Consider the following 21,476-nt stretch of genomic DNA (forward strand, 5'->3'; position numbering starts at 1 on the left):
GCCGATCCATGGGGGACCGTATGAAGATCCGTCGACCGCAGCTGCCGCGCACCCGTCGGGGACAGCGGCGGCTGGTGCAGGCCGTGATGGCCGTGTGTGTGCTGGCGCTGCTGCCGGCCACCTGGCTGTTCGTGTCGACGGCGGACCGGCTGCGGACGACGGCCGACGCGCCGCGCGCCGAGGTCGCCGTGGTCTTCGGGGCCGGGCTGTGGAACGGGGAGCCGTCGCCGTATCTGGCGCACCGGCTGGACGCGGCGGCGAAGCTGTACCGGGCGGGCCGGATCGAGGTCGTGCTCGTGACCGGGGACAACAGCCGCAAGGACTACGACGAGCCGGACGCCATGCGCGCCTACCTGACGAAGCACGGGGTGCCGGCCGGGCGGATCGTCAGTGACTACGCCGGTTTCGACACCTGGGACTCCTGTGTGCGGGCCCGGAAGATCTTCGGGGTGCACCGGGCCGTGCTGATCAGCCAGGGCTTCCACATCCGGCGGGCGGTGGCCCTGTGCGAGGCGGCGGGGGTGGCGTCGTACGGCATCGGGGTCGACGCGAAACACGACGTGACCTGGTACTACGGCGGCACGCGCGAGGTGTTCGCGGCGGGCAAGGCGGTGCTGGACGCGGTGTTCCGTCCCGATCCGGTGTTCCTCGGGCCGAAGGAGCCCGGGGTCACCAGAGCGCTGGCGAAGGCGCGGGGCTGAGCATGGAGATCACGGACCTGACGCCGGCCGAGTGCCGTGTCCGGGACGCCTTCCCGCTCGGCGAGGGGGTCGACTTCCGGGAGGGCGACGACGAGGACCCCGAGCAGGGCGGCTCGTGGGGACCCGAGCGCACCCTGCGGGCGGAGGTGCTGCGGGAACTGCTGCTCGGCGGGCCGGTCCGGACGGGCCGGACAGCCGGTCTGAAGGTGGCGGGAGCGCGGATCACCGGGTGTCTCGACCTCAAGTACGGCACCGTCGGCCATCCCGTCCGGCTGCGCTTCTGCCATTTCGAGGAGGCGCCCGACCTGTACGGGGCGCAGGTCGTCAATCTGGTCCTGAGCGACTCGGTGCTGCCGGGGCTGACGGCCGGAAATCTGCGCGCCGACGGGGTCGTGCGGATCTCCTGCTGCCGGATCACGGGGCCGGTACGGCTTCGGGGGGCGAAGCTGTCCGGAGCGTTCTTCGCGGGCGGGGCGCGGCTCGGAAGCCCCGGCGAGGTCCCGGAGGAGCCCGTGCTCCAGCTCAACCACGCCGAGGTGGCCACGGACGTGTGGGCCCCGGGCCTGGTCGCGTACGGAAAGGTCCACCTGAACGGGGCGGTCGTCCGCAACCAGGTGAACCTCAACGACGCGGAACTGATCGCGCCCGGAGAGACCGCGCTGCATGCCGAGGTCCTGACCGTGGGCACCGATCTGCACGCGATGCGTCTGCGGACCCGTGGCCGGGTCAATCTGTCCGGTGCCCGCATCCCCCGTCAGCTCAACCTCGCGCACGCCCGGCTGTCCAACCCGGACGGCCAGGCCCTGCGCGCCAGCAGCAGTGTCGTCGGCGAACTGTGGCTGCGGGAGGCCGTGCCCATCGAGGGAGCCGTCAATCTGCGCCGTGCCCGGCTCGACCTGTTGCACGTGCCGCCCGAGGTGTGGCCGCGGCACGTGAGGATCGACGGGCTCAGCTACCGCGTCCTGACCCCGCACCTCCCGGCCGACCAGCGTCTTCCGCTGCTCGAACGCGAGCCGGAAGGTTTTCTTCCGCATCCCTACGAGCAGTTGGCCATGGCGTACCGCACGGTGGGCGACGACGCCGCCGCGCGCACTGTCCAGCTGGCCAAGCTCCGTCGCCTGCGCCGCACGCAGCCGCCGTACGCCCGGCTGTGGGGCTGGCTCCAGGACGCGGCCGTCGGCTACGGCTTCCGCCCGATGCGAGCCGCCGGCTGGCTGCTGTTGCTGCTCTGCACCGGCACCGTCGCCTTCGCCCTGCACCATCCGCCCGCGCTCAAGCCCTCCGAGGCGCCCGCGTTCAACCCGCTCTTCTACACCCTCGACCTGCTGCTGCCGATCATCGACTTCGGCCAGGACGGAGCGTTCGCGCCGCGCGGCTGGTACCAGTGGCTGTCGTATCTGCTGATCGCCACCGGCTGGGTGCTGGCGACGACCATCGCCGCGGGCGTCACACGCTCCCTGAACCGGCAGTAGGAACGGACCCGGGACCTCACGCCGTCCCGCGACCGGGCGGGGAGGTGGCCGTGCAGACCTCACGCCCCCGGCTGGGCAGCGAGATCACCGTGCGGACCTCACGCCGCCCCCGGCCGGGCGGGGAGGTGGCCGTGCCGGGTGCGTAACCGGAGGCGGCCCGGAGCCGTAACACGCCCGAAGCACGCTGGTCCGCATGGAGACCGCCCCGACGCCCACCCACTGCCCGTACTGCGCCCTGCAGTGCGGGATGAACGTCACGCCCCTGCCGCAGGGGGGCGTCGAGGTGACCGAGCGCCCGGACTTCCCGGTGAACCGCGGCGCGCTGTGCGGCAAGGGCCGTACCGCCGCCGAGGTGCTGTCGCCGGCGCTGCGGCTGACCTCGCCGCTGGTGCGGTCCAAGGGCCGGCTGGTGCCCGCCTCGTGGGAGGAGGCGCTGGATCTGGTCGCCGAGCGGCTCGGGCGGACGCGGGAGCGCTACGGGCCGGACGCGCTCGGGGTGTTCGGCGGGGGCGGGCTGACCAACGAGAAGGCGTACACGCTGGGCAAGTTCGCCCGGGTGGTGCTGGGCACCTCGCAGATCGACTACAACGGCCGCTTCTGCATGTCGTCGGCGGCGGCCGCCGGCACGAAGGCGTTCGGCCTGGACCGGGGGCTGCCGTTCCCGCTGGAGGACGTCCCGCGGACCGGGTGCGTGATCCTCGTCGGCTCCAACCTCGCCGAGACCATGCCGCCGTCACTGCGCTTCTTCCGCGAACTGCGCGACAACGGCGGCACGTTGATCGTGGTCGACCCGCGCCGGACCAGGACCGCCGAGCAGGCGGACCTGCACCTGGCACCCCGTCCGGGCACCGATCTGGCTCTCGCGCTCGGTCTGCTGCACCTGGTGGTGGCCGAGGGACTGACGGACGAGGAGTACATACGGGAGCGGACGACGGGCTGGGAGGAGGCCCGGGCGGCGGCGATGGGGCACTGGCCGGAGCACGTGGAGCGGATCACGGGGGTGTCCGTTCCGCAGCTGCGGGAGGCGGTGCGGATGTTCTGCGCGCCTCAGGCGGCGATGGTGCTGACCGCGCGGGGGCCGGAGCAGCAGGCCAAGGGGACGGACACGGTCGGCGCGTGGATCAACCTGTGCCTGGCGACCGGCCGCGCGGGCCGTCCGCTGTCCGGGTACGGCTGTCTGACCGGGCAGGGCAACGGGCAGGGCGGTCGCGAACACGGCCAGAAGGCAGACCAGTTGCCCGGCTACCGCAAGCTGGACGACCCGGCGGCGCGGCGGCACGTGGCCTCGGTGTGGGGTGTGGACCCGGACGGCCTTCCCGGTCCCGGACGCAGCGCGTACGAGCTGCTCGACGCGCTCGGCACGGACATCCGCTCGCTGCTGCTGATGGGCTCCAACCCGGTGGTGTCGGCACCGCGCGCGGCCCATGTCGAGGAGCGGCTGCGCTCGCTGGACTTCCTGGCCGTGTGCGATGTCGTCCTGTCGGAGACGGCGGCGCTGGCGGACGTGGTGCTGCCGGTCACCCAGTGGGCCGAGGAGACGGGGACGACGACCAGTCTGGAGGGCAGGGTCCTGCTGCGCCGGCAGGCCGTCGCCCCGCCGCCGGGCGTCCGCAGCGATCTGTACGTCCTCCATGAGCTGGCCGCCCGGTCGGGCGTGGAGACGGGCTTCTGGACCGACCCCGAGGAGGTCTTCGAGGAGCTGCGCCGGGCCAGCGCGGGCGGTCCGGCGGACTACTCGGGGATCACCTACCGGCGGCTGGCGGAGGAGAACGGGGTGTTCTGGCCGTGCCCGGCCGTCGCCGCTACGACGGCCGGGCACGGGGAGGACCGCGAGGGCGGGGCGGACGGAGAGGACCGCGAGGGCGGGGCGGACGGAGAGTACCGCGAGGGCGGCGTGTACGAGGAGGACGGCGATCCGGCCCGGGACGCCGAGACCGCCGTGTCCGCGCCGCACCCGGGAACCCCGCGCCTCTTCCTGGACCGGTTCGCCACGCCCGACGGACGGGCCCGGTTCGCGGCCGTGACGCACCGGGCCAGTGCCGAGGAACCGGACGCCGAGTACCCGCTGCTGCTGACCACCGGCCGGGTGGTGTCCCAGTACCAGTCGGGGGCGCAGACACGGCGGGTGGCGGAGCTGAACGCGGCCGCGCCCGGCCCGTTCGTGGAACTGCACCCGCGCCTTGCGGCCCGGCTCGGGGCGGCCGAGGGCGACCCGCTGGTGGTGGTCTCGCGCCGGGGCCGGGCCGTGGCACCCGCACGGATCACCACCGCCATCCGCCCCGACACCGTCTTCATGCCCTTCCACTGGCCGGGCGAGGGCCGCGCCAACACCCTCACCAACCCGGCCCTGGACCCGACGTCGCGGATGCCGGAGTTCAAGACGTGCGCGGTGCGGGTGGAGGCGGCGCGGTGAGACCCGTCGGGGCAGCCCGCACGGGTCCGGTGGGAAACCCGGCGGGGGCAGCGGGGAGACCCGGCCGGTCGGCTCACGCGGGCACGGCGGGACACCCTGCGGGTCGGCTTGCAGACCCCGGCGGGCGGCTCACGCGACGGCGGTGGTGCCGTCGTTGATGTGCAGGACCGCGTCGGCCGTGTCGAGTATCGCCCGGTCGAGAGGGAAGTAGCCCTGCTGCGGGGTGGTGTCGGTCCGGGTGCGAGCGGCCGTGACCGTCGCGACCGGGATCAGGCCCCAGGTGGGGACGCGGCGCTGGAGGAGACCCTCGTAGGTGTCCGGCTCGGGTTCCCGCAGCCCGATGGCCGCGCTGCGGCCGAGGCTCCCGGCGACGAAGCGGTACCGCTCGCCCAGCAGGGACTCCACGATCGCACCGGCACCGGTCCAGTCGGCGCTCAGGTCCGCGGAGCGCCAACTGCAGGGGCTGCGCTGCAGATGGAGGTTGTGGGCGAAGACCAGGGTCGGGCCCCGTCGTTCCTCGGTGCTCCGGATGTCCAGGAGGTTCTGGGCCATGAGCGCGTCCCGGGTGGCCGACAGGAGGGAGATGCGTGCGCTCGTTTCGAGGCGCTGTGCCGCCTGCCGGTGATAGCGCAGCAGGCCGAGTCCGGCGGTGAGGTGCGTCCTGGCCCTGAGCCACTGCGCGCGCGAGGTCGCCGCGATCCTCTCCGGCGCGCGTGCGTAGAGCGTGGTGAGCATGTCGTCGGCGATCGCCCGCAGCTTCTCGGCCTCGGCCGTGGCACCGATCGACCGGGCCGGGTCCAGGACGGCCTCCGGGCGGCTCCAGCGTTCGTCGTCGCCGAGGAGCTGCGCGAGATCGAGGTCGAGGTCCAGGTAGTCGCGGGCGTGTTCGAGGCAGTGCCGCGGGCTGGGGGCGCTGAACGTCTCCATCGGGGCGTCGAAGCCGTGGAAGGCGAGGCGTTCCTCCGGCGGCCGGTTCCGGTTGTGATCGCGCATCCAGGCGACCAGCCGCCGGTTGGCGTCCAGGTCTCCGAAGCTGTGGGAGAAGCCCTCGCGCATCACCGCGTCGAGGCTTCCGGCTCCCTCCTGGACGAAGTCGTTCACCGCGAGCGCGGCCACACGGTCGGTCTCCAGGGCGATCGACCGGAAGCCGTTCTCGGCCAGCCGGACGAACAGTTCGTTGCGGACACGCCCGAAGGCGGGCTCCTGGTGCGTCGGTTCACCGAACGCCAGCAGGTCACATGAGGTGGTGGTGAGGTCTCGGATGTCCTGGCTCATGTGCCTCAAGCGTATCCTTGAAAGAACGGTTGAGACTTCTGGAGGACTTGGCCGTGCAGCTGTGCGGTAAAGTCTCAAAACGGTGATCACCTTGCGACCGGCCGACCTCGCGCGCGAGCACGGCATCTCGACCCAGGCTGTCCGCAACTACGAGCGCGACGGGTTCATCCCGCCCGCCGACCGCACGCACAGCGGCTACCGGATCTACACCGAGGTGCACGCGGCGGCGCTCCGCGCCTACCTCGCGCTCGTCCCGGCGTACGGGTACGCGGCCGCGGGCGGCATCATGAAGGCACTCCACGACGACGCGCTCGACGACGCCCTGACGACCGTCGACCGCGGTCACAGCCAGGTGCTCCGCGACCGTGACACCCTCGACGCGGTGCGCGGGGCGGTGGAGCACCTGACGGCGGAACCCGGCACCGCTGCGGTGCGGGCGCCCGAGCCGGGCCCCCTGACCGTCGGCGAACTCGCGCACCGCCTCGGCGTCACGACGGCGACCGTGCGCAACTGGGAGGACGCCGGCATCCTCACCCCCGCACGCGACCGGGCCACCGGATACCGCGTCTTTCGCGCGGGCGACGTCCGGGACGCCGAACTCGCCCATCTCCTCAGACGCGGGGGCCACCCGCTCGACCACATCGCCACCGTGGTCCACCAGATCCGGACCGCCGGCGGCACGGACGCGCTGGCCGCCGCCCTGGACGACTGGCAGCGCAGACTCACGGCCCAGGGCCTGGCCATGCTCACCGCGGCCACACAGCTCCACCAGTACCTGGGCCTGCTCGGCCGCGCCGGACCGCAGCCGACGCGAGGGCCTGGGCCGACGTCCACGCCGTAGCCGACGCCGGGGGCTGCAGGTGCCGCGCGCCGGGAACTGCGCGTGACCCGCACCGGAGCCCGCGGGTGCCCCGCACCGGAAGGCCTAGGACCACAGACGGAGCGGAATTCCGCCGGTGGCATGCGGCCGGGACGGGTGAGGCCTGCATAGGTTCGTTGCATGTCCGACACCGAGCACTTCGACCTCGACGCCTACCTGCAGCGCATCGGATGGGAGGGCGGCAGGCGAGCCGACCTGGCGACCCTGCGGGGCGTGCACCTGGCGCACTCCCTGTCCCTTCCCTTCGAGAACCTGGAGCCCCTGTCCGGCAGGGCCCCCTAGCTCGCCCCCGCCGACCTGATGGCCAAGCTGGTCCGGGGTCGGCGCGGCGGCTACTGCTACGAGCACAACACCCTGCTCAGGCTGGCCCTGGAGGCACTCGGCCTCGGGGTGACGGGGCTGGCGGGACGGGTGGTGCTGGGCGCGAAGACGGTGGAGAGCCGCCCGCGGACGCACATGATGCTGCGGGTGGAGGTGCCCGGTGAGCCGCAGCCGTATCTGGCGGACGTCGGCTTCGGGGCGCCCGGGGCACTGCTGCAGCCGGTGCCGCTGGCCGTCGGCGCGGAGCACGAGGGCGGCGGGCGCCGGCACCGGCTCGTGCACCTGCCGTACGACGGGCCGCTGAAGCTGTGGGCGCTGCAGGCGTACGACCGGGACGCGGCGGACTTCGTCAGCCAGTACGCGTTCACGCTGGAGCCGTTCGCCGCGCCCGACTTCGAGGTGTTCAACTGGCATGTCGGCACCAACCCCCGCTCGCCCTTCACCCACCGCCCCTACCTGCAGCGGACCACCCCCGAACGGCACCTCGCCCTCGACGGTGCCCGTCTGGTCGAGACGCGTGCCGACGGCACGGTGACCGAGCGCATCCTCACCGGTGAGGCGGAGGCGCGGCGCGTGGTCGAGGCGGAGTTCGGGATCGCCGTGCCCGAGGGCCTGACACTGCTGGGCCGAGCCGCCTGACACCGCTGGGCCGAGTCAGCGGACACCACTGGGCCAAGTCCCCGGACACTGCTGGGGCGAGCGGCCTGACACCACCGGCCCGAGTCACCGGACACTGCCGGGCCGAGCCGCCTGACACCGCTGGGCCGAGTCAGCGGCGGGCCAGCCAGTCGCCGCTCCGGATCAGCCGCCCCCGGGCGCGCAGCCGGGCGGCGACCCCGGGGGCGGCGAGGTACACCCAGGCCCGCACGGCCGTGCCGTCGGTGCGTACGACGTCCCGGGCGACGCGCTCGTAGAGGTTGCGCGGGTCGCCCGGCACGTACTCCTCCAGCCGGTCGAGTTCCGTGAGCAGGGGGTCGTACGTCCGCGGGAGCGCGGTGACCAGTTCGCCGCTGATCCCCCCTGTCCCCGGTTCCTCGACGGCGTACGGATAGCCGGGGCCGTCGTAGAGGACCGCGCCCGGAAGCCGGCCCGGCTCCTCGGTCCGGATGCGGCCCCGCAGGAACAGGTCGTGGTTCGCCTCGCCGGGGCGGAGCGTGCCGTAGACGAAGAAGGGCAGCGGGTCCCGGGGCGGCGGAGTGATCACAGGAACGATTCTTCACCCCCGTCGACCCCACACACATCCTCATGCACATCTCCATGTGACCGCTATGGACATGACATGTCATGGGCCCTTAAATCTCTGGCGGTATCAGCGCCACCCCCACGCCTCGCAGGCGCCTCCCCCAAGGAGACAGATGAGCCGGATACGTCCGCACGCCCGAGGGTCCCGTCGTCTCGCCGCCGCCGGTGTCACCGCCGCCACCGCCGCCCTGCTCGCCGCCGGGCTCTCCCCGGCCGCCCACGCCGACGGCAGACCGACCCGGGCCACCGCCGTCGAGAACGCGGCGTCGGCCCTCCTGGCGCACGCCGCGAACCTGGGCCTGACCTCGGCACAGGGCACCAGCGTCCGTGACGTCGTCGTGGACAGGGACGGCACCCAGCACGTCCGCTACGACCGCACCTACCACCGACTCCCCGTGCTCGGCGGTGACTTCGTCGTCCACCTGGCCCCGAACGGCGCCTACCGCAGCGCGAACCGGGCGACGAGGAACCCCATATCCCTCGCCTCGGTCGTCCCCGAGGTGTCGGGCCCCAGGGCCGCCGACCTCGCGGTCAACGCCCTGCGCGCCGTCAATCTCGGCGAGCGCCTCAAGAGCGTCAGGGCCAAGCCGGAGCTGGTCGTCGACGCCCTGCACGGCACGCCGAAACTGGCCTGGCGGACCAACGCCGTCGGCCAGGACTCCCTCGGCAACCCGGTCGCCCGCACCGTGCTGACCGACGCCCGCACCGGCGCCCAGATCGACGCCTGGGACAGCATCGAGACGGCCACCGGCGACGGCAAGTCCCTCTACAGCGGGACCGTGCCGCTGGAGACGACCCAGTCCGGATCGTCGTACCAGCTCAAGGACCCGACCCGCGGCAACACCTACACCGGTGACGCGGAGAACAAGACCGACCTGTGCTTCTTCGGCATCTGCTTCGTGCGGGCCCCCGCGACCCTGTTCACGGACGCCGACAACCACTGGGGCACGGGCAGCAACGCCGACCGCTCCTCGGCCGCCGTCGACGCCCAGTACGGCACCAACGAGACCTGGGACTACTACAAGAACGTCCACGGCCGCAGCGGCATCGCCGGCGACGGCAAGGGCTCGTACAACCGCGTCCACTACGGCAGCAGCTACAACAACGCCTTCTGGGACGACAGCTGCTTCTGCATGACCTACGGAGACGGTGACGGCACCACCTTCGGTCCGCTGGTGGCGCTGGACGTGGCCGGGCACGAGATGACCCACGGGGTCACCTCCAAGACGGCCGCGCTGACCTACTCGGGCGAGTCCGGCGGCCTGAACGAGGCGACCTCGGACATCCTCGGCACGATGGTCGAGTGGTACGCGAACAGCCCCTCCGACCCCGGCGACTACCTCATCGGCGAGGAGATCGTGAAGCCCGGCTTCGGCAAGCCCGCCCTGCGCTTCATGGACAAGCCGTCCAAGGACGGCAACTCGGCCGACTACTGGAGCAGTTCGGTCGGCAACCTCGACGTCCACTACTCCTCGGGCGTCGCCAACCACTTCGCGTACCTCCTCGCGGAGGGCAGCGGCGCGAAGACCATCAACGGGGTGAACTACGACTCGCCGACGTACAACGGCTCGACGGTCACCGGCATCGGCCGGGACAAGGTCGGCAAGATCTGGTACCGGGCGCTGACGGTCTACATGACGTCCTCCACGAACTACAAGGGCGCCCGCACGGCCACCCTCAGCGCGGCCAAGGACCTCTACGGCGCGGGCAGCACGGAGTACAACGCGGTGGCTGCGGCGTGGAGTGCGGTGAACGTGAACTGAGCCCCTGAAACGCCCGGAGGCCGGTGCCCGTCCGGGCGCCGGCCTTCGGTGTGCCGTCCGGTCAGCCGACCGGCTCCGGGGCCGGGGACTCGGCGGGCCGGTCCTGTTCGGTGTCCCGCATCACCAGGGTCGCCAGGGCCGCTGCCGCGAGGACGCCGGCGGCACTGACCGTGAAGGTGGTGGCCATCGAGGAGGTGAAGGCCTCACGGGCCGTGCGGAGGAGGGCCGGGTGGGCCGTGGCGACCGCTCCGGCGATGGACCGGCGGGCCTCGGCGGGGGCGTCGGCGGGCATCCGGTCCGTGTAGCCGCTGGTGAGCAGCGAGCCGAGGATGGCGATGCCGAGGGCGGTGCCCGACTGCTGGATGGTGTCGTTCAGGGCCGAGCCGACGCCCGCCTTCTCCGGCGGGATCGTGCCCATCAGCGCGCCGACCGCGGCCGGCATGGCGGCCCCCGCGCCGAGGCCGAGGAGCCCCAGGGCGATCGCCGGGACGGTGAGGCCGGAGCCGGCGCCGACCGTGGTGAGCAGGGCGAAGCAGGCCACCATGATCAGCATGCCGGTCAGGATGACGAAGCGGTTGCCGATCTTCGCGGCCAGCTTCGCGCCCGCCGTGTTGCCGATGATCGCGGTGACGGCGAGGGGCAGGAAGGCCAGTCCCGCCTTGATGGGCGAGTAGCCGAGGACGAACTGCAGGTACTGGGTGAGGACAAGCAGCAGGCCGCCGTTGCCGATCTGGACCAGGGCCAGGGAGAGCGAACCGCCGCTGAAGTTGCGGTGCTTGAAGAGGATCAGCGGGACCATCGGGGACTCGGTGACGTTCTCCCAGACGACGAAGGCGGCGAGCGCGACGACCGCGACGGTCAGGCCGGCCAGGGAGCGGCCGCCGAAGGCGCCGTGCTGCGGGATCTCGATGATCCACCAGATGAGCGCGGTCATCCCGGCCGCGGACAGCAGCGCTCCCAGCGGATCGGCCTTCTGCCAGGGCGCCTTCGACTCCGGCATGAGGGTCAGGCCCGCGATCACGGCCAGGGCGACGACCGGGACGTTGAGGAAGAAGATCGAGTGCCAGGAGAAGTGGTCGATCAGCAGGCCGCCCAGCACCGGGCTGCCCACCAGGCCGAGCATCGACACCGACCCCCAGGCCGCCATCGCCCTGCCGCGCTCCTCCTCGTCGAAGACGGTGATGAGGATGGAGAGGGTGGACGGCATGATCAGCGCCCCGCCGACCCCCATCGCGACCCGCAGGGCGATGACCTGGCCAGGATCCGCGGCGAACGTCCCGGCGAGTGAGGCGGCGCCGAAGAGCAGCAGGCCGATCAGCATCACCTTCCGGCGGCCGAAGCGGTCACCGAGACTGCCGGAGGTGAGCAGCAGGCCGGCGAAGACCAGGACGTAGGAGTCGAGGATCCACTGGACGTCCTGGGCGCTCGCGCCGAGGTCCTCGGTCATCGAGGGCACCGCCACGGTGAGCGCCATGCTGTCGATCACCAGGACCAGCGTGCTCAGGCACAGCACGACGAGGATCCACCAGCGACGGGGATTGCGGCTTTCCATGGGGTTCCCTCTCCTCTTGCGCACACCGTTCCGGCGATGCGTACAGCGTTCCGTGCGATGCGAACACTGTACGCATGACGGAACAGTGTGCGCAATCCCTGAACGCTGTACGCTGGATGCGCACGAGGTACGCACGCAAAGGAGTCCGCCGATGGCCACCAGGACCAAGCCGAACCCGATCCCCTCCGTGTGGGCCCGGGAGCGGCGCGAGCCCGAACAGCCCTCGCTCAGCCGGGAGTCGATCGTGCGCGAGGCGGTCGCCATGCTGGACGCGGACGGTGTCGAGGCGCTCAGCATGCGCAAGCTCGGCGCCCGCCTGAACGCCGGTGCGACCTCCCTGTACCGGCACGTGGCCACCAAGGACGAGCTGATGGAGCTGGCCGTGGACGCGGTCGCGGCCGAGATCCGGGTGCCGGCGGCCGCGGACCCCGACTGGCGGGCCGCCGTCGCCGAGGCCGCGCGGTCCTTCCGCGCGACCGCCCTCCGGCACCCCTGGGTGTCCTCGGTGATGGGCCAGGCCGGCCTCGTCTACCTCGGCCCCAACCTGATGTCGTTCTCCGAGCGGCTCGCCTCGCTGTTCACCGCGGCCGGCTTCCCCGAGCCCGACCGGGCGATCAGCACGCTGCTGGCGTACGTGCTCGGCATGAGCACCACCGAGGCCGCCTGGCTCACCACGGTCGCCCGGTCCGGGCAGACGGAGGCCGAGTTCGTCGCCCGGCTGATGCCCGCCGCCCAGGAGGCCGCGGCCGGCCACGCCCACCTCGCGGCCGCCTACGGCGAATCCGCGCCCCGGGACCCCGCTCAGGACCGGGACGCCAAGTTCACCCACGGACTGGACGTCGTCCTGGACGGACTGGCCCTGCGGCTGCCGCGCTAGGCCAGACCCGGACTGGCCCTGCGACTGCCGAGCTAGTCCAGACCCCTTCGCCCCGAACCCTGCGAGTCGGCCGCAGCCGCCGATCCTTGTCCCGTACCGGCCCGCGGTGCCCCGGCCGGCGGCGCATGCGCGTGCCACCGAGTCAGGCGTGCCGCACCCGGGGGCGGTTGCCGGCACTGACGGGGCGTCGGGCGGCGCGCGCCGGCTCCGCCGGTGCGGCCGGTGCCTGCCGCACCGACGGCGTCTGCACCCGTGCGCGCCGGTCACCCGTTCACCGGCGGCGGCGCTCCATTCGTGTTCTCTTCGCCGGTGCCGTCAAGCACGCCCATGACCTGCCGTAACACGGCACGGCTAGGCCGTGTGGGGGTCGCGGACGCCACCCGTTCACCACGTTCCTGACGATGTTTCAGGAAGCGGTGCGGGCCGAGTGCCATTTACCTCGGAAGCGCAGGGGGCGCGCCCTCTGAACGAGTCGGATGAACGAGTCGGACAAGCTCTGGGGAGCACCATGCGACGCACCGCCCGCCTGCTGACCGGTACCGCACTCGCCGTGGCCGCGGCGGGTCTCGCCACGGCACCGGCCCACGGCAGCGGCGCAGTACCCGAGGCCGCTCGTCTCCGGGAGGCGCCGGCCGGTGCCGCAACCACGACCGTGCTCCGCCCCGCGGGCCTGCGCGCGCCCGCGCTCCCGGCACCGGCGCGTCCCTTCGCCTCCGTCGCCGACAACCTGCAGGTGTACCCGTCCACCACGGAGCCGGGCAGCCAGGTCACGGTGAACACGGCGGCGTGCGGGGACAGGGGCGCCGCGCTCGGGGACGCGGGCGCGGTCGGCGCCGGGACCTTCACCCTGGCGCCCAGCACGCACGAGGGCGAGGCGATCGGCCAGTTCCGGGTGCCGCCGAGCGCGCAGCCGGGGACGTACGAGATCGTCGCGAAGTGCGCGGAGGGCACCAAGCAGGTCACCGGGGACCTGGTGGTGGCGTTGAACGCGGTGCACCAGCAGGTGCAGCCGCGGGGAAGCGTGAAGACGGGGGTCGGCGGCGCACTGGGCACCGACCCCGTTCAGACCGCGGCAGGTGTGACGGCGCTGGCCGTCGCCGCCGCGGGCGGTACCTGGCTCCTGCATCGCCGGGCGAGAGGCGACGGGATCTGACGGACACCCTCCGCTGTCCGTCCGCCGGTACCGCACAGCCCCGCCCCCTCCGGGCTCGATGCCCCTCGCGGCCCGGAGGGGGCCGGGGGTCCGACTGTCAGGGGGAGTCCGTCTCCGGGAGAGGGGTCGGTATGCGCAGGATCGGGGACACCGCGATAGCCGCCGTCACCGTCGTCGCGCTCGCCTCGGGGGTGTGGCTGCTCGGCGCCGCCTCCGGGACGCACGCGCCGCCGCAGCCGTCGGCCGCCGAGGGCCGGCCGGAGCCCGGCGAGGAGCGGCTCACGGCCCCCGCGCTGGAACCGTCGGCGCCCACCCGTATCCGCATCCCGGCGATCCGGGTGAACGCCCCCCTGACGGGCCTGGCCCTCACCCGCGCGGGGAGCCTGGACGCGCCGCCCGCCAAGGAGAAGAACCTCGCCGGCTGGTACGAGGCCGGCACGATGCCCGGCGAGACGGGCACCGCGATCGTCGCGGGCCACGTCGACAACACCGAGGGCCCGGCCGTCTTCTACAACCTCGGCGCCCTGAAGCGGGGCGCCGTCATCGAGGTCGACCGCCAGGACGGCTCCGTGGCCGTGTTCACGGTGGACGCGGTGGAGGTGTACGCGGCCCGGAACTTCCCCGACGAGAAGGTGTACGGCGCGGCCCAGCGCCCCGAGTTGCGGGTCATCACCTGCGGCGGCGGCTACTCGCGGGCCACCGGCTACCAGGGCAACGTGGTGGTCTTCGCCCACCTCACCGGCGGCCGCTGACAGGCCGGGCAGCACATCGGGCGTCCGCCGCCGGCCTCAGCACGCAGTCACTCCCCGCCGCCGGCCTCAGCACGCGAACACTCCCCGCCGCCGGCCTCAGCGCGCAGGGACAGCGGCGACCGCAGCCCGTTCGAGGAGCAGCGGGACGTTCCGGCCGTGCCGGCCGGCACGAAGGCGTCGGTGCCGCCCCGGGGCCGGCCGCGCTGCGCGACGTGTCCCGGGCACCACGGGCCTGGTCGGTCCGTTGTGTGCGCGGCCCCGAGAAACCGCACCTCACAGCCCTCCCCGGCACCCCTCCCAGGTCCCTCACACCCCTGGCCCGCCCCCGCTGAGGGCAGCGTTCCCCGTGGGAAACAGGGGTGATGCGGCCGGGTAACCTCCGGGCCGCACGCTGCGGTGCATGACCTCGAATACGTGTGTGGTGGTGATCGGCGCCGGCCTCGCGGGCGTACGGCTCGCCCGGCGGCTCGGCGAGCTGGGCACGCCCGTGCTGCTCGTCGGCGAGGAGGAGTACCGGCCCTACAACCGGGTCCTGCTCGCCGAGGTACTGGCCGGCCGGTTCGCACCGGAGGTGATCTCCCTCCCCGCGCCCGACGGCCTGGTGCGCGCCCGGGTCACCGGCATCGACCGCACGGCACGGCGGCTGGACTGCGCCGACGGCTCGTCGATCGCCTACGGCACGCTGGTGCTGGCCACCGGCTCCAACCCCGTGCTGCCGCCGCTGCGCGGCCTGTTCGCGGACACTCGCCCTGCGTCGGCACACCGGGCGGGCGGCCCGAACCGCCTCCTGGGCCGGGGGTCCGGGGGTGGTCCCCCGGGAAGGCACGGCGCCCCCGACCACCAGCTCCCCGAGGGCGTCCACGCGTTCCGCACGATGGACGACTGCCTGGGGCTGTCCAAGGCGGTCCGTGCGGGCGTGCGGGCGGTCGTCGTCGGCGGCGGGCTGCTCGGGGTCTCCGCGGCTCGCGCGCTCGCGGTGCGCGGCGCCCAGGTGGTGCTCGCCCAGCAGGCGGAGCGGCTCATGGAGCGCCAGCTCGACCCGAGCGCCTCCCGGCTGGTGCTGCGGCACCTGTCGGACCTCGGCGTCGAGGTGCACACCGAGTGCCGGGTGCGCGACGTGCGCTCGGCCGGCGGCGCGGTCCGCTCGGTGGAGCTGGCCGACGGCTATGCGCTCGACGCCGACCTCGTGGTCCTGGCCTGCGGGGTGCGCCCGCGCACGGGTCTGGCGGTACAGGCGGGGCTCGCCGTGCACCAGGGTGTCCTCGTCGACGACCGGCTGCGCACCTCGGACCCGCACATCCACGCCGTCGGCGACTGCGCCCAGCACGACGGGACGGTCTACGGCCTGGCCGCCCCGGCCCTCGAACAGGCCGACGCCCTCGCCGCGTTCCTCGCGGGCGACCCGCACGCCCGCTACACCGGCACCCGTTCCCTGACCCGGCTGACCCTCGCCGGCACCGGTTCACCCTTCGACCTCGCCGCGTTCGGCGAGACCGAGGCCCGCCCCGGCGACGACGTCGTGCAGCTCGCCGACGCGACCCGGGGCACCTACCGCAAGGTCGTCGTCCGCGACGACCGCCTGGTCGGCGGGGTCCTGGTCGGCGAACTCGGCACCGTCGGCGCCCTCGCCCGCGCCTGGGAGGGAGCAGAGCCGCTCCCCGACGACGGCCCGTTGCTCCATCTGCTCACCAACGACGGAGGCTTGTGATGTCCACGACCGCACCTGCGGGGGACCGGCCCCGCCCCACGATCGTGCTCGTCGGCCACGGCATGGTCGGCCAGCGCTTCCTGGAGGCGATCGCCGGGCGCGGCCTGACCGCCACGCACCGCGTGGTCGTCCTGTGCGAGGAGCCGCGGCCCGCCTACGACCGCGTCCAGCTCACCTCGTACTTCTCGGGCCGCACGCCCGAGGAACTCTCCGTGACCGACATGGAGTTCGTCGAGGCCCACGGCATCGAGCTGTACCTCGGCGACCCGGCGGAGACGATCGACCGCGCGGCCAAGCAGGTCACGGCCAGGTCCGGCCAGGTGTTCGGGTACGACGCCCTGGTCCTCGCCACCGGCTCCTACCCCTTCGTGCCGCCCGTCCCCCACAAGGACGCCGAGGGCTGTTTCGTCTACCGCACGATCGAGGACCTGCTCGCGATCGAGGCGTACGCGAGGGCGAGGGCCGTGACGGGTGCGGTGGTCGGCGGCGGTCTGCTCGGCCTGGAGGCCGCGGGCGCGCTGAAGGGTCTCGGGCTCGACGCCCACATCGTGGAGTTCGCTCCCCGGCTGATGCCCGTCCAGGTCGACGAGGGCGGCGGCGCGGCGCTGCTGCGCACCATCGAGGAGATGGGCCTGAGCGTGCACACCGGCGTGGGCACGCAGGAGATCGTGGTCGGCCCGGACGGCGCGGTCACCGGCATGAAGCTGTCCGACGGTTCCGAACTGGCCACCGACATGGTGGTGTTCAGCGCCGGTGTCCGCCCCCGCGACCAGCTGGCCCGCGACTCGGGCCTGGCGGTCGGCGAACGCGGCGGCATCACCGTCGACGAGCAGTGCCGTACGGTCACCGATCCGCACGTGTTCGCGATCGGCGAGTGCGCGCTGGCGGCGGACGGCCGGGTGTACGGCCTGGTGGCCCCGGGCTACGAGCAGGCGGAGACCGCCGCTGCCACCATCGCCGCCGAAGAGGCCTCCTTCACGGGTGCCGACCTGTCCACCAAGCTGAAGCTGCTCGGGGTGGACGTGGCCTCCTTCGGCGACGCGCACGGCACGGCCGAGGACTGCCTGGACGTCGTCTACTCCGACTCCCGCTCCGGCCTGTACAAGAAGCTGGTCATCGGCCGGGACGGCACGCTGCTCGGCGGCATCCTGGTCGGCGACGCCGAGGCCTACGGCACCCTGCGCGCGCTGACCGGTTCGGTGCCCCCCGTCTCCCCCGAGTCGCTCGTCCTGCCCGCCGGAGCCGGCTCGGGGGACCGGCTCGGCCCGTCCGCCCTCCCGGACGAGGCGATCGTCTGTTCCTGCCACAACGTCAGCAAGGGCACGATCCGCGGCGCGGTCACCGAGCACCGGTGCGCCACCGTGCCCGAGGTGAAGAAGTGCACCAAGGCCGGCACCGGCTGCGGCAGCTGTGTGAAGGTGCTCGGCCAGCTGGTCACCGCCGAGCTGGAGGCGTCCGGCGTCGAGGTCGACAAGGGCCTGTGCGGCTGCTTCGGGCAGACCCGCGAGGAGCTGTACGAGATCGTCCTGGCCCTGCGCATCACCTCGTACCAGGACCTGCTGGACCGGCACGGCCGCGAGGGCGCCCGGGGCGGCGAAGGCTGCGAGGTCTGCAAGCCGGCCGTGGCCTCCGTCCTCGCCTCGCTCGCCCCGGCGATCGGCGCGAGCGGCTATGTCCTGGACGGCGAGCAGGCGGCCCTCCAGGACACCAACGACCACTTCCTGGCCAACCTGCAGAAGAACGGCTCGTACTCGGTCGTGCCGCGCATCCCCGGTGGGGAGATCGCGCCCGAGAAGCTGATCGTGATCGGCGAGATCGCCCGGGACTTCGGCCTCTACACGAAGATCACCGGCGGCCAGCGGATCGACATGTTCGGCGCGCGCGTGGAACAGCTCCCGCTGATCTGGACGCGCCTGGTGGACGCCGGTTTCGAGTCCGGGCACGCCTACGGCAAGTCGCTGCGCACGGTGAAGTCCTGCGTCGGGCAGACCTGGTGCCGCTACGGCGTCCAGGACTCGGTCCGCATGGCGATCGACCTGGAGCTGCGCTACCGGGGGCTCAGGTCCCCGCACAAGCTCAAGTCCGCCGTCTCGGGCTGCGCCCGCGAGTGCGCGGAGGCCCGGTCGAAGGACTTCGGTGTCATCGCCACCGCGAGCGGCTGGAACCTGTACGTCGGCGGCAACGGCGGCGCCACCCCGCGCCACGCGGACCTGCTGGCCCAGGACCTCTCCGACGCCGAACTGGTGCGGCTGATCGACCGGTTCCTGATGTTCTACATCCGCACCGCCGACCGGCTGGAGCGCACCTCGACCTGGCTGGAGCGGATTCCGGGCGGCCTGGACCATGTGCGCGAGGTGGTCGTGGAGGACTCCCTCGGCATCTGCGAGGAGCTGGAGTCCCTGATGGCCGCGCATGTGGCGCACTACCGCGACGAGTGGGCCGAGACCATCAACGACCCCGAGAAGCTGGGCCGGTTCGTGTCCTTCGTGAACGCTCCGGACACCCCGGACCCGGTGGTGGCCTTCGTCCCCGAGCGCGACCAGATCAAGCCCGACCTGCCGCTGCTCGCCATCGGCCGCCGCCCCCTGGAAGACGCACTGGAAGGAAGTGCCCAGCGATGACCCTGGCACCCGAGACGACCGATCTGCTGGTCCAGCTCCGGCTGGAGGACGGCTGGTTCACGGTCTGCGACCTGAGCCGGCTGCTGCCCGGCCGGGGCATGGCGGCGCTGCTCCCCGACGGCCGCCAGGCCGCCCTCTTCCGCGACCGCGCCGGCAGCCTGTACGCGATCGACAACCGCGACCCCTTCGGCGGCGCGGCCGTCCTGTCCCGCGGCCTGACCGGCAGCCTGCAGGGCCGCCCGTTCGTGGCGTCCCCGCTGCTCAAGCAGCGCTTCGACCTGGCGACCGGGCAGTGCCTGGACGACGGGTCGGTGCGCGTCGCCACGTACGAGGTGCGGGTGGCCTGACAGCTGATCTTGACCGGTCGTTCCAGAAAGATCTAGGCTGCCTTCGTGGCCAGGACCAAGGAATTCGACCCCGACGCCGCACTGCAGTCGGCCCTGGAGCTGTTCTGGCGGCGCGGCTACGAGGCGACGTCGCTGGCCGACCTGGTGGACCACCTGGGCATCGGCAGGGCGAGCCTGTACGCGACCTTCGGGAACAAGCACGAGCTCTACCTGAAGGCGCTGGAGCGCTACGAGCGGTCGGGCCTGACGCGGATCGTGCACGAGCTGTCCCGGCCGGGCCCCGCCCTGCCCGCCGTACGAGCGGTCGTACGGCGGTTCGCGGCCGAGGCCGCCGACGAGCAGCTGCGCAGGAACGGCTGCCTGGTCACCAACACGGCGGCCGAGCTGGCCCCGCACGATGCGGCCGCCGCGCGGCAGGTCGAGCGCAGCTGGGACCACGTCGAGGCCGTGCTGCACTCGGCGCTCGTCCGCGCCCGGGCCCAGGGCGAGCTGCCCGCCGGCCGCGACCCGCTCACCCTCGCGCGCATGCTGCTCGTGCTGATGCAGGGCCTGCGGGTGGTCGGCAAGGCGTCCGCGGACACGGCCCGGGTCCGGGACGCGGCGGAGCAGGCACTGTCGCTGCTCGACTGACACACCCCTCCATCGAGGGGCGTGTTTTGCGACCTCATACTGAACCGATCGGTCAAAAAAAGGGGAGATCATGACCGCCACTCGTTTCACCGGCAGGACCGCCCTCGTCACCGGTGCCGGCTCCGGTATCGGACGGGCCGTGGCCCGCGCGCTCGCCGCGGAGGGCGCCCGGGTCGTCGTCGCCGGACGCAGGCGGGAGCCGCTGGACGAGACCGTCGCACTCATCGAGAAGCAGGGCGGCAGGGCGCTCGCGGTGACCGCCGACGTCTCCCGCGCCGCGGACGCGCAGGCACTGGTCCGGGCCGCCGTCGACTTCCCCGGCCCTCGGCTCCGCTCGGGCGCGGGGCCCCTCATCGGCTCGCTCGACGTGGCCGTCAACAACGCCGGGGTGTTCCGGGGCGGACAGGCGCTGGCCGACCTACCGGAGGACGACTGGCACACCCAGCTCGCGACCAACGTCACCGGCGTCCACCTGGCCCTGCAGGCGCAGATCCGCCAGATGCGCACCCAGGCCTCGGGCGGCGCGATCGTCAACGTGTCCTCCAACCTCGGGCTGCACGCCACCTCCCCCGGAGCCGCCGCCTACGCCGCGACCAAGGCCGCCGTGACCGCCCTCAGCCGGGGCGCCGCCCTGGACCACATCGGCGACGGCGTCCGCATCAACGTGGTCAGCCCCGGCGCCACCGCCACCTCCATGTCGCTGCGTCCCGGCGAGACGGAGCAGGACCGCACCGAGCGGGCGAAGGCCACGCTCCCGCTCGGCCGGATCTCCGCCACCGAGGAGATCGCCGCCGCCGTCCTCTTCCTGGCCTCGGACGACGCGGCCTCCCTGGTCGGCACCGACCTGGTGGTGGACAGCGGCGGCTCGCTGTGACGGACGCTCACGGCGTGGCGGCAGACGGCCTCACCGCAGTCGCGCGGTGACGACGTGGATCCTGAACGCGCAGGGGACGAGCCCCTGCGGCGTCGTGATGTCCTCCACCCCGGCGAAGAAGGCCTCGCGCAACCGCTCCACGGCCGCCCCGTCGAGCGGGCCGAGGTCGTAGAGACCGGAGACGCACGCCCACACCTGCTCCACCGGACCGCTCAGATCGATGGGCACCGTCTCCCAGTCGACCGGGGCGAAGCCCGCCGGGCCGAGCACCTCGTCGAACCCCTCGCGACTGCGGGTCCTTCTGTCCCCCAGCGCCGGGATCCGCTGCGCGGCCGGCATCTCCTCGACGGTGTGCCGCAGCAGCCGGACGAACCGGTCGTAGGCCTCGCCGCCGACGGCCCCGCCCCCCACCGCGCACACCAGCACCCCCCGGGGAGACAGCACGCGGGCGACCTCGGCCGCGACCTGCTCGATCTCGCCCATCAGCATCAGCGCCAGGTGGGAGACACAGGCGTCGAAGCTGTCGTCGGCGAAGGGCAGCTCCTGGGCCCGGCCCTCCTCCAGCCTCGCCCCACGGAGCGCCGACCGGCGCCGCGCCAGCGCCAGGGAGTGCGCCGACAGGTCCACGCCCGCGAGCTGCCGCCCGTCCTCGCGGGCCAGGAGTTCGAGCAGGAGGCCGTCGCCGCAGCCGAGGTCCAGCACGCGCCTGCCCCCGGCCACCCGGTCGCACAGGATCTCGTAGCTGGACCGGCCGTCCGGTGCGCGGCCGCGGCCGAACGCCTCCGCGGTCACCGCCGGGTACTCGGCGTGGAACGCCTGCAGAAACGCCTCCTGCGATGCAGTGGTCGTCATGCCCCCAACCTACGCTGCGGGCACGGCTCTTGGCCGCGACCGC

General features: G+C 73.1%; 17 protein-coding genes and 1 pseudogene. 14 read left to right on the forward strand and 4 right to left on the reverse strand.

Translation table 11 applies throughout. The features are described 5' to 3' along the window. Positions 1–20 precede the first annotated feature (20 nt). The 3 genes from ACFZCP_RS18800 to ACFZCP_RS18810 all read left to right on the forward strand — a co-directional run bounded on the left by ACFZCP_RS18800 (position 21) and on the right by ACFZCP_RS18810 (position 4,586). A complete protein-coding gene (locus tag ACFZCP_RS18800; protein ID WP_391428157.1) occupies positions 21–701 on the forward strand; it encodes an ElyC/SanA/YdcF family protein in 681 nt (226 codons plus the stop codon). Positions 702–703: 2 nt separating this feature from the next. Continuing rightward, a complete protein-coding gene (locus tag ACFZCP_RS18805) occupies positions 704–2,173 on the forward strand; it encodes a membrane-associated oxidoreductase (protein ID WP_391428158.1) in 1,470 nt (489 codons plus the stop codon). Positions 2,174–2,366: 193 nt separating this feature from the next. After that, the gene (locus tag ACFZCP_RS18810; protein WP_391428159.1) at positions 2,367–4,586 is read left to right on the forward strand and encodes a molybdopterin-dependent oxidoreductase; all 2,220 of its coding nucleotides are present in this window, start codon (positions 2,367–2,369) and stop codon (positions 4,584–4,586) included. 129 nt (positions 4,587–4,715) lie between these two features. On the opposite strand, the gene ACFZCP_RS18815 is transcribed toward ACFZCP_RS18810, so the two are convergent. Continuing rightward, positions 4,716–5,861: an erythromycin esterase family protein gene (locus ACFZCP_RS18815; RefSeq protein ID WP_391428160.1), complete on the reverse strand. Its 1,146-nt coding sequence runs from the start codon at positions 5,859–5,861 to the stop codon at positions 4,716–4,718. Between the two features lie 82 nt (positions 5,862–5,943). Between ACFZCP_RS18815 and ACFZCP_RS18820 the strand changes: the two genes are divergently transcribed. Further along, positions 5,944–6,702 carry a MerR family DNA-binding transcriptional regulator gene (locus ACFZCP_RS18820; RefSeq protein ID WP_391428161.1) on the forward strand — a complete coding sequence of 253 codons (759 nt, stop codon included), beginning with the start codon at positions 5,944–5,946 and terminating at the stop codon, positions 6,700–6,702. A gap of 159 nt (positions 6,703–6,861) precedes the next feature. Continuing rightward, positions 6,862–7,701: pseudogene (locus ACFZCP_RS18825) on the forward strand (arylamine N-acetyltransferase). A 130-nt stretch (positions 7,702–7,831) separates the two neighbouring features. On the opposite strand, the gene ACFZCP_RS18830 reads toward ACFZCP_RS18825, so the two are convergent. Beyond that, positions 7,832–8,266 (reverse strand): gamma-glutamylcyclotransferase, encoded by a 435-nt coding sequence (locus tag ACFZCP_RS18830; RefSeq protein ID WP_391428162.1) that lies wholly within the window; start codon positions 8,264–8,266, stop codon positions 7,832–7,834. Positions 8,267–8,417: 151 nt separating this feature from the next. Between ACFZCP_RS18830 and ACFZCP_RS18835 the strand changes: the two genes are divergently transcribed. Next, positions 8,418–10,067: a M4 family metallopeptidase gene (locus ACFZCP_RS18835; protein ID WP_391428163.1), complete on the forward strand. Its 1,650-nt coding sequence runs from the start codon at positions 8,418–8,420 to the stop codon at positions 10,065–10,067. A gap of 61 nt (positions 10,068–10,128) precedes the next feature. Here ACFZCP_RS18835 and ACFZCP_RS18840 read toward each other — a convergent pair whose 3' ends face one another. After that, positions 10,129–11,619, reverse strand: coding sequence for an MFS transporter (locus ACFZCP_RS18840; RefSeq protein ID WP_391428164.1), 1,491 nt, complete (start codon positions 11,617–11,619; stop codon positions 10,129–10,131). Between the two features lie 151 nt (positions 11,620–11,770). On the opposite strand from ACFZCP_RS18840, the gene ACFZCP_RS18845 reads away from it, so the two are divergent. From ACFZCP_RS18845 to ACFZCP_RS18880, 8 genes are all read left to right on the forward strand, one after another. Continuing rightward, a complete protein-coding gene (locus ACFZCP_RS18845) occupies positions 11,771–12,496 on the forward strand; it encodes a TetR/AcrR family transcriptional regulator C-terminal domain-containing protein (RefSeq protein ID WP_391428165.1) in 726 nt (241 codons plus the stop codon). 508 nt (positions 12,497–13,004) lie between these two features. Further along, positions 13,005–13,649, forward strand: a complete 645-nt coding sequence (locus tag ACFZCP_RS18850) for a hypothetical protein (protein WP_391428166.1) — start codon at positions 13,005–13,007, stop codon at positions 13,647–13,649. 131 nt (positions 13,650–13,780) lie between these two features. After that, a complete protein-coding gene (locus ACFZCP_RS18855; protein WP_391428167.1) occupies positions 13,781–14,401 on the forward strand; it encodes a class F sortase in 621 nt (206 codons plus the stop codon). A gap of 400 nt (positions 14,402–14,801) precedes the next feature. Then, positions 14,802–16,109, forward strand: coding sequence for an FAD-dependent oxidoreductase (locus tag ACFZCP_RS18860; protein ID WP_391428168.1), 1,308 nt, complete (start codon positions 14,802–14,804; stop codon positions 16,107–16,109). After that, positions 16,109–18,730, forward strand: coding sequence for a nitrite reductase large subunit NirB (nirB, locus tag ACFZCP_RS18865; RefSeq protein ID WP_391428169.1), 2,622 nt, complete (start codon positions 16,109–16,111; stop codon positions 18,728–18,730). The genes ACFZCP_RS18860 and nirB overlap by 1 nt, the downstream gene beginning before the upstream one ends. Continuing rightward, positions 18,727–19,077: a nitrite reductase small subunit NirD gene (nirD, locus tag ACFZCP_RS18870; RefSeq protein ID WP_362678702.1), complete on the forward strand. Its 351-nt coding sequence runs from the start codon at positions 18,727–18,729 to the stop codon at positions 19,075–19,077. Before nirB ends, nirD begins: the two co-directional genes overlap by 4 nt. Before the next feature lie 45 nt (positions 19,078–19,122). Beyond that, entirely contained in the window at positions 19,123–19,707 is a 585-nt protein-coding gene (locus ACFZCP_RS18875; protein ID WP_391428170.1) for a TetR family transcriptional regulator, read from the forward strand. A gap of 70 nt (positions 19,708–19,777) precedes the next feature. Next, complete coding sequence (locus ACFZCP_RS18880) at positions 19,778–20,581, forward strand: SDR family oxidoreductase (RefSeq protein WP_391428171.1); 804 nt, start codon at positions 19,778–19,780, stop codon at positions 20,579–20,581. 30 nt (positions 20,582–20,611) lie between these two features. Here the strand turns inward: ACFZCP_RS18880 and ACFZCP_RS18885 are convergent, their stop codons facing one another. Beyond that, a complete protein-coding gene (locus ACFZCP_RS18885; protein ID WP_391428172.1) occupies positions 20,612–21,433 on the reverse strand; it encodes a methyltransferase domain-containing protein in 822 nt (273 codons plus the stop codon). Positions 21,434–21,476: the final 43 nt, after the last annotated feature.

Source organism: Streptomyces sp. NPDC007971, from assembly GCF_042958635.1.
Taxonomy (GTDB): domain Bacteria; phylum Actinomycetota; class Actinomycetes; order Streptomycetales; family Streptomycetaceae; genus Streptomyces.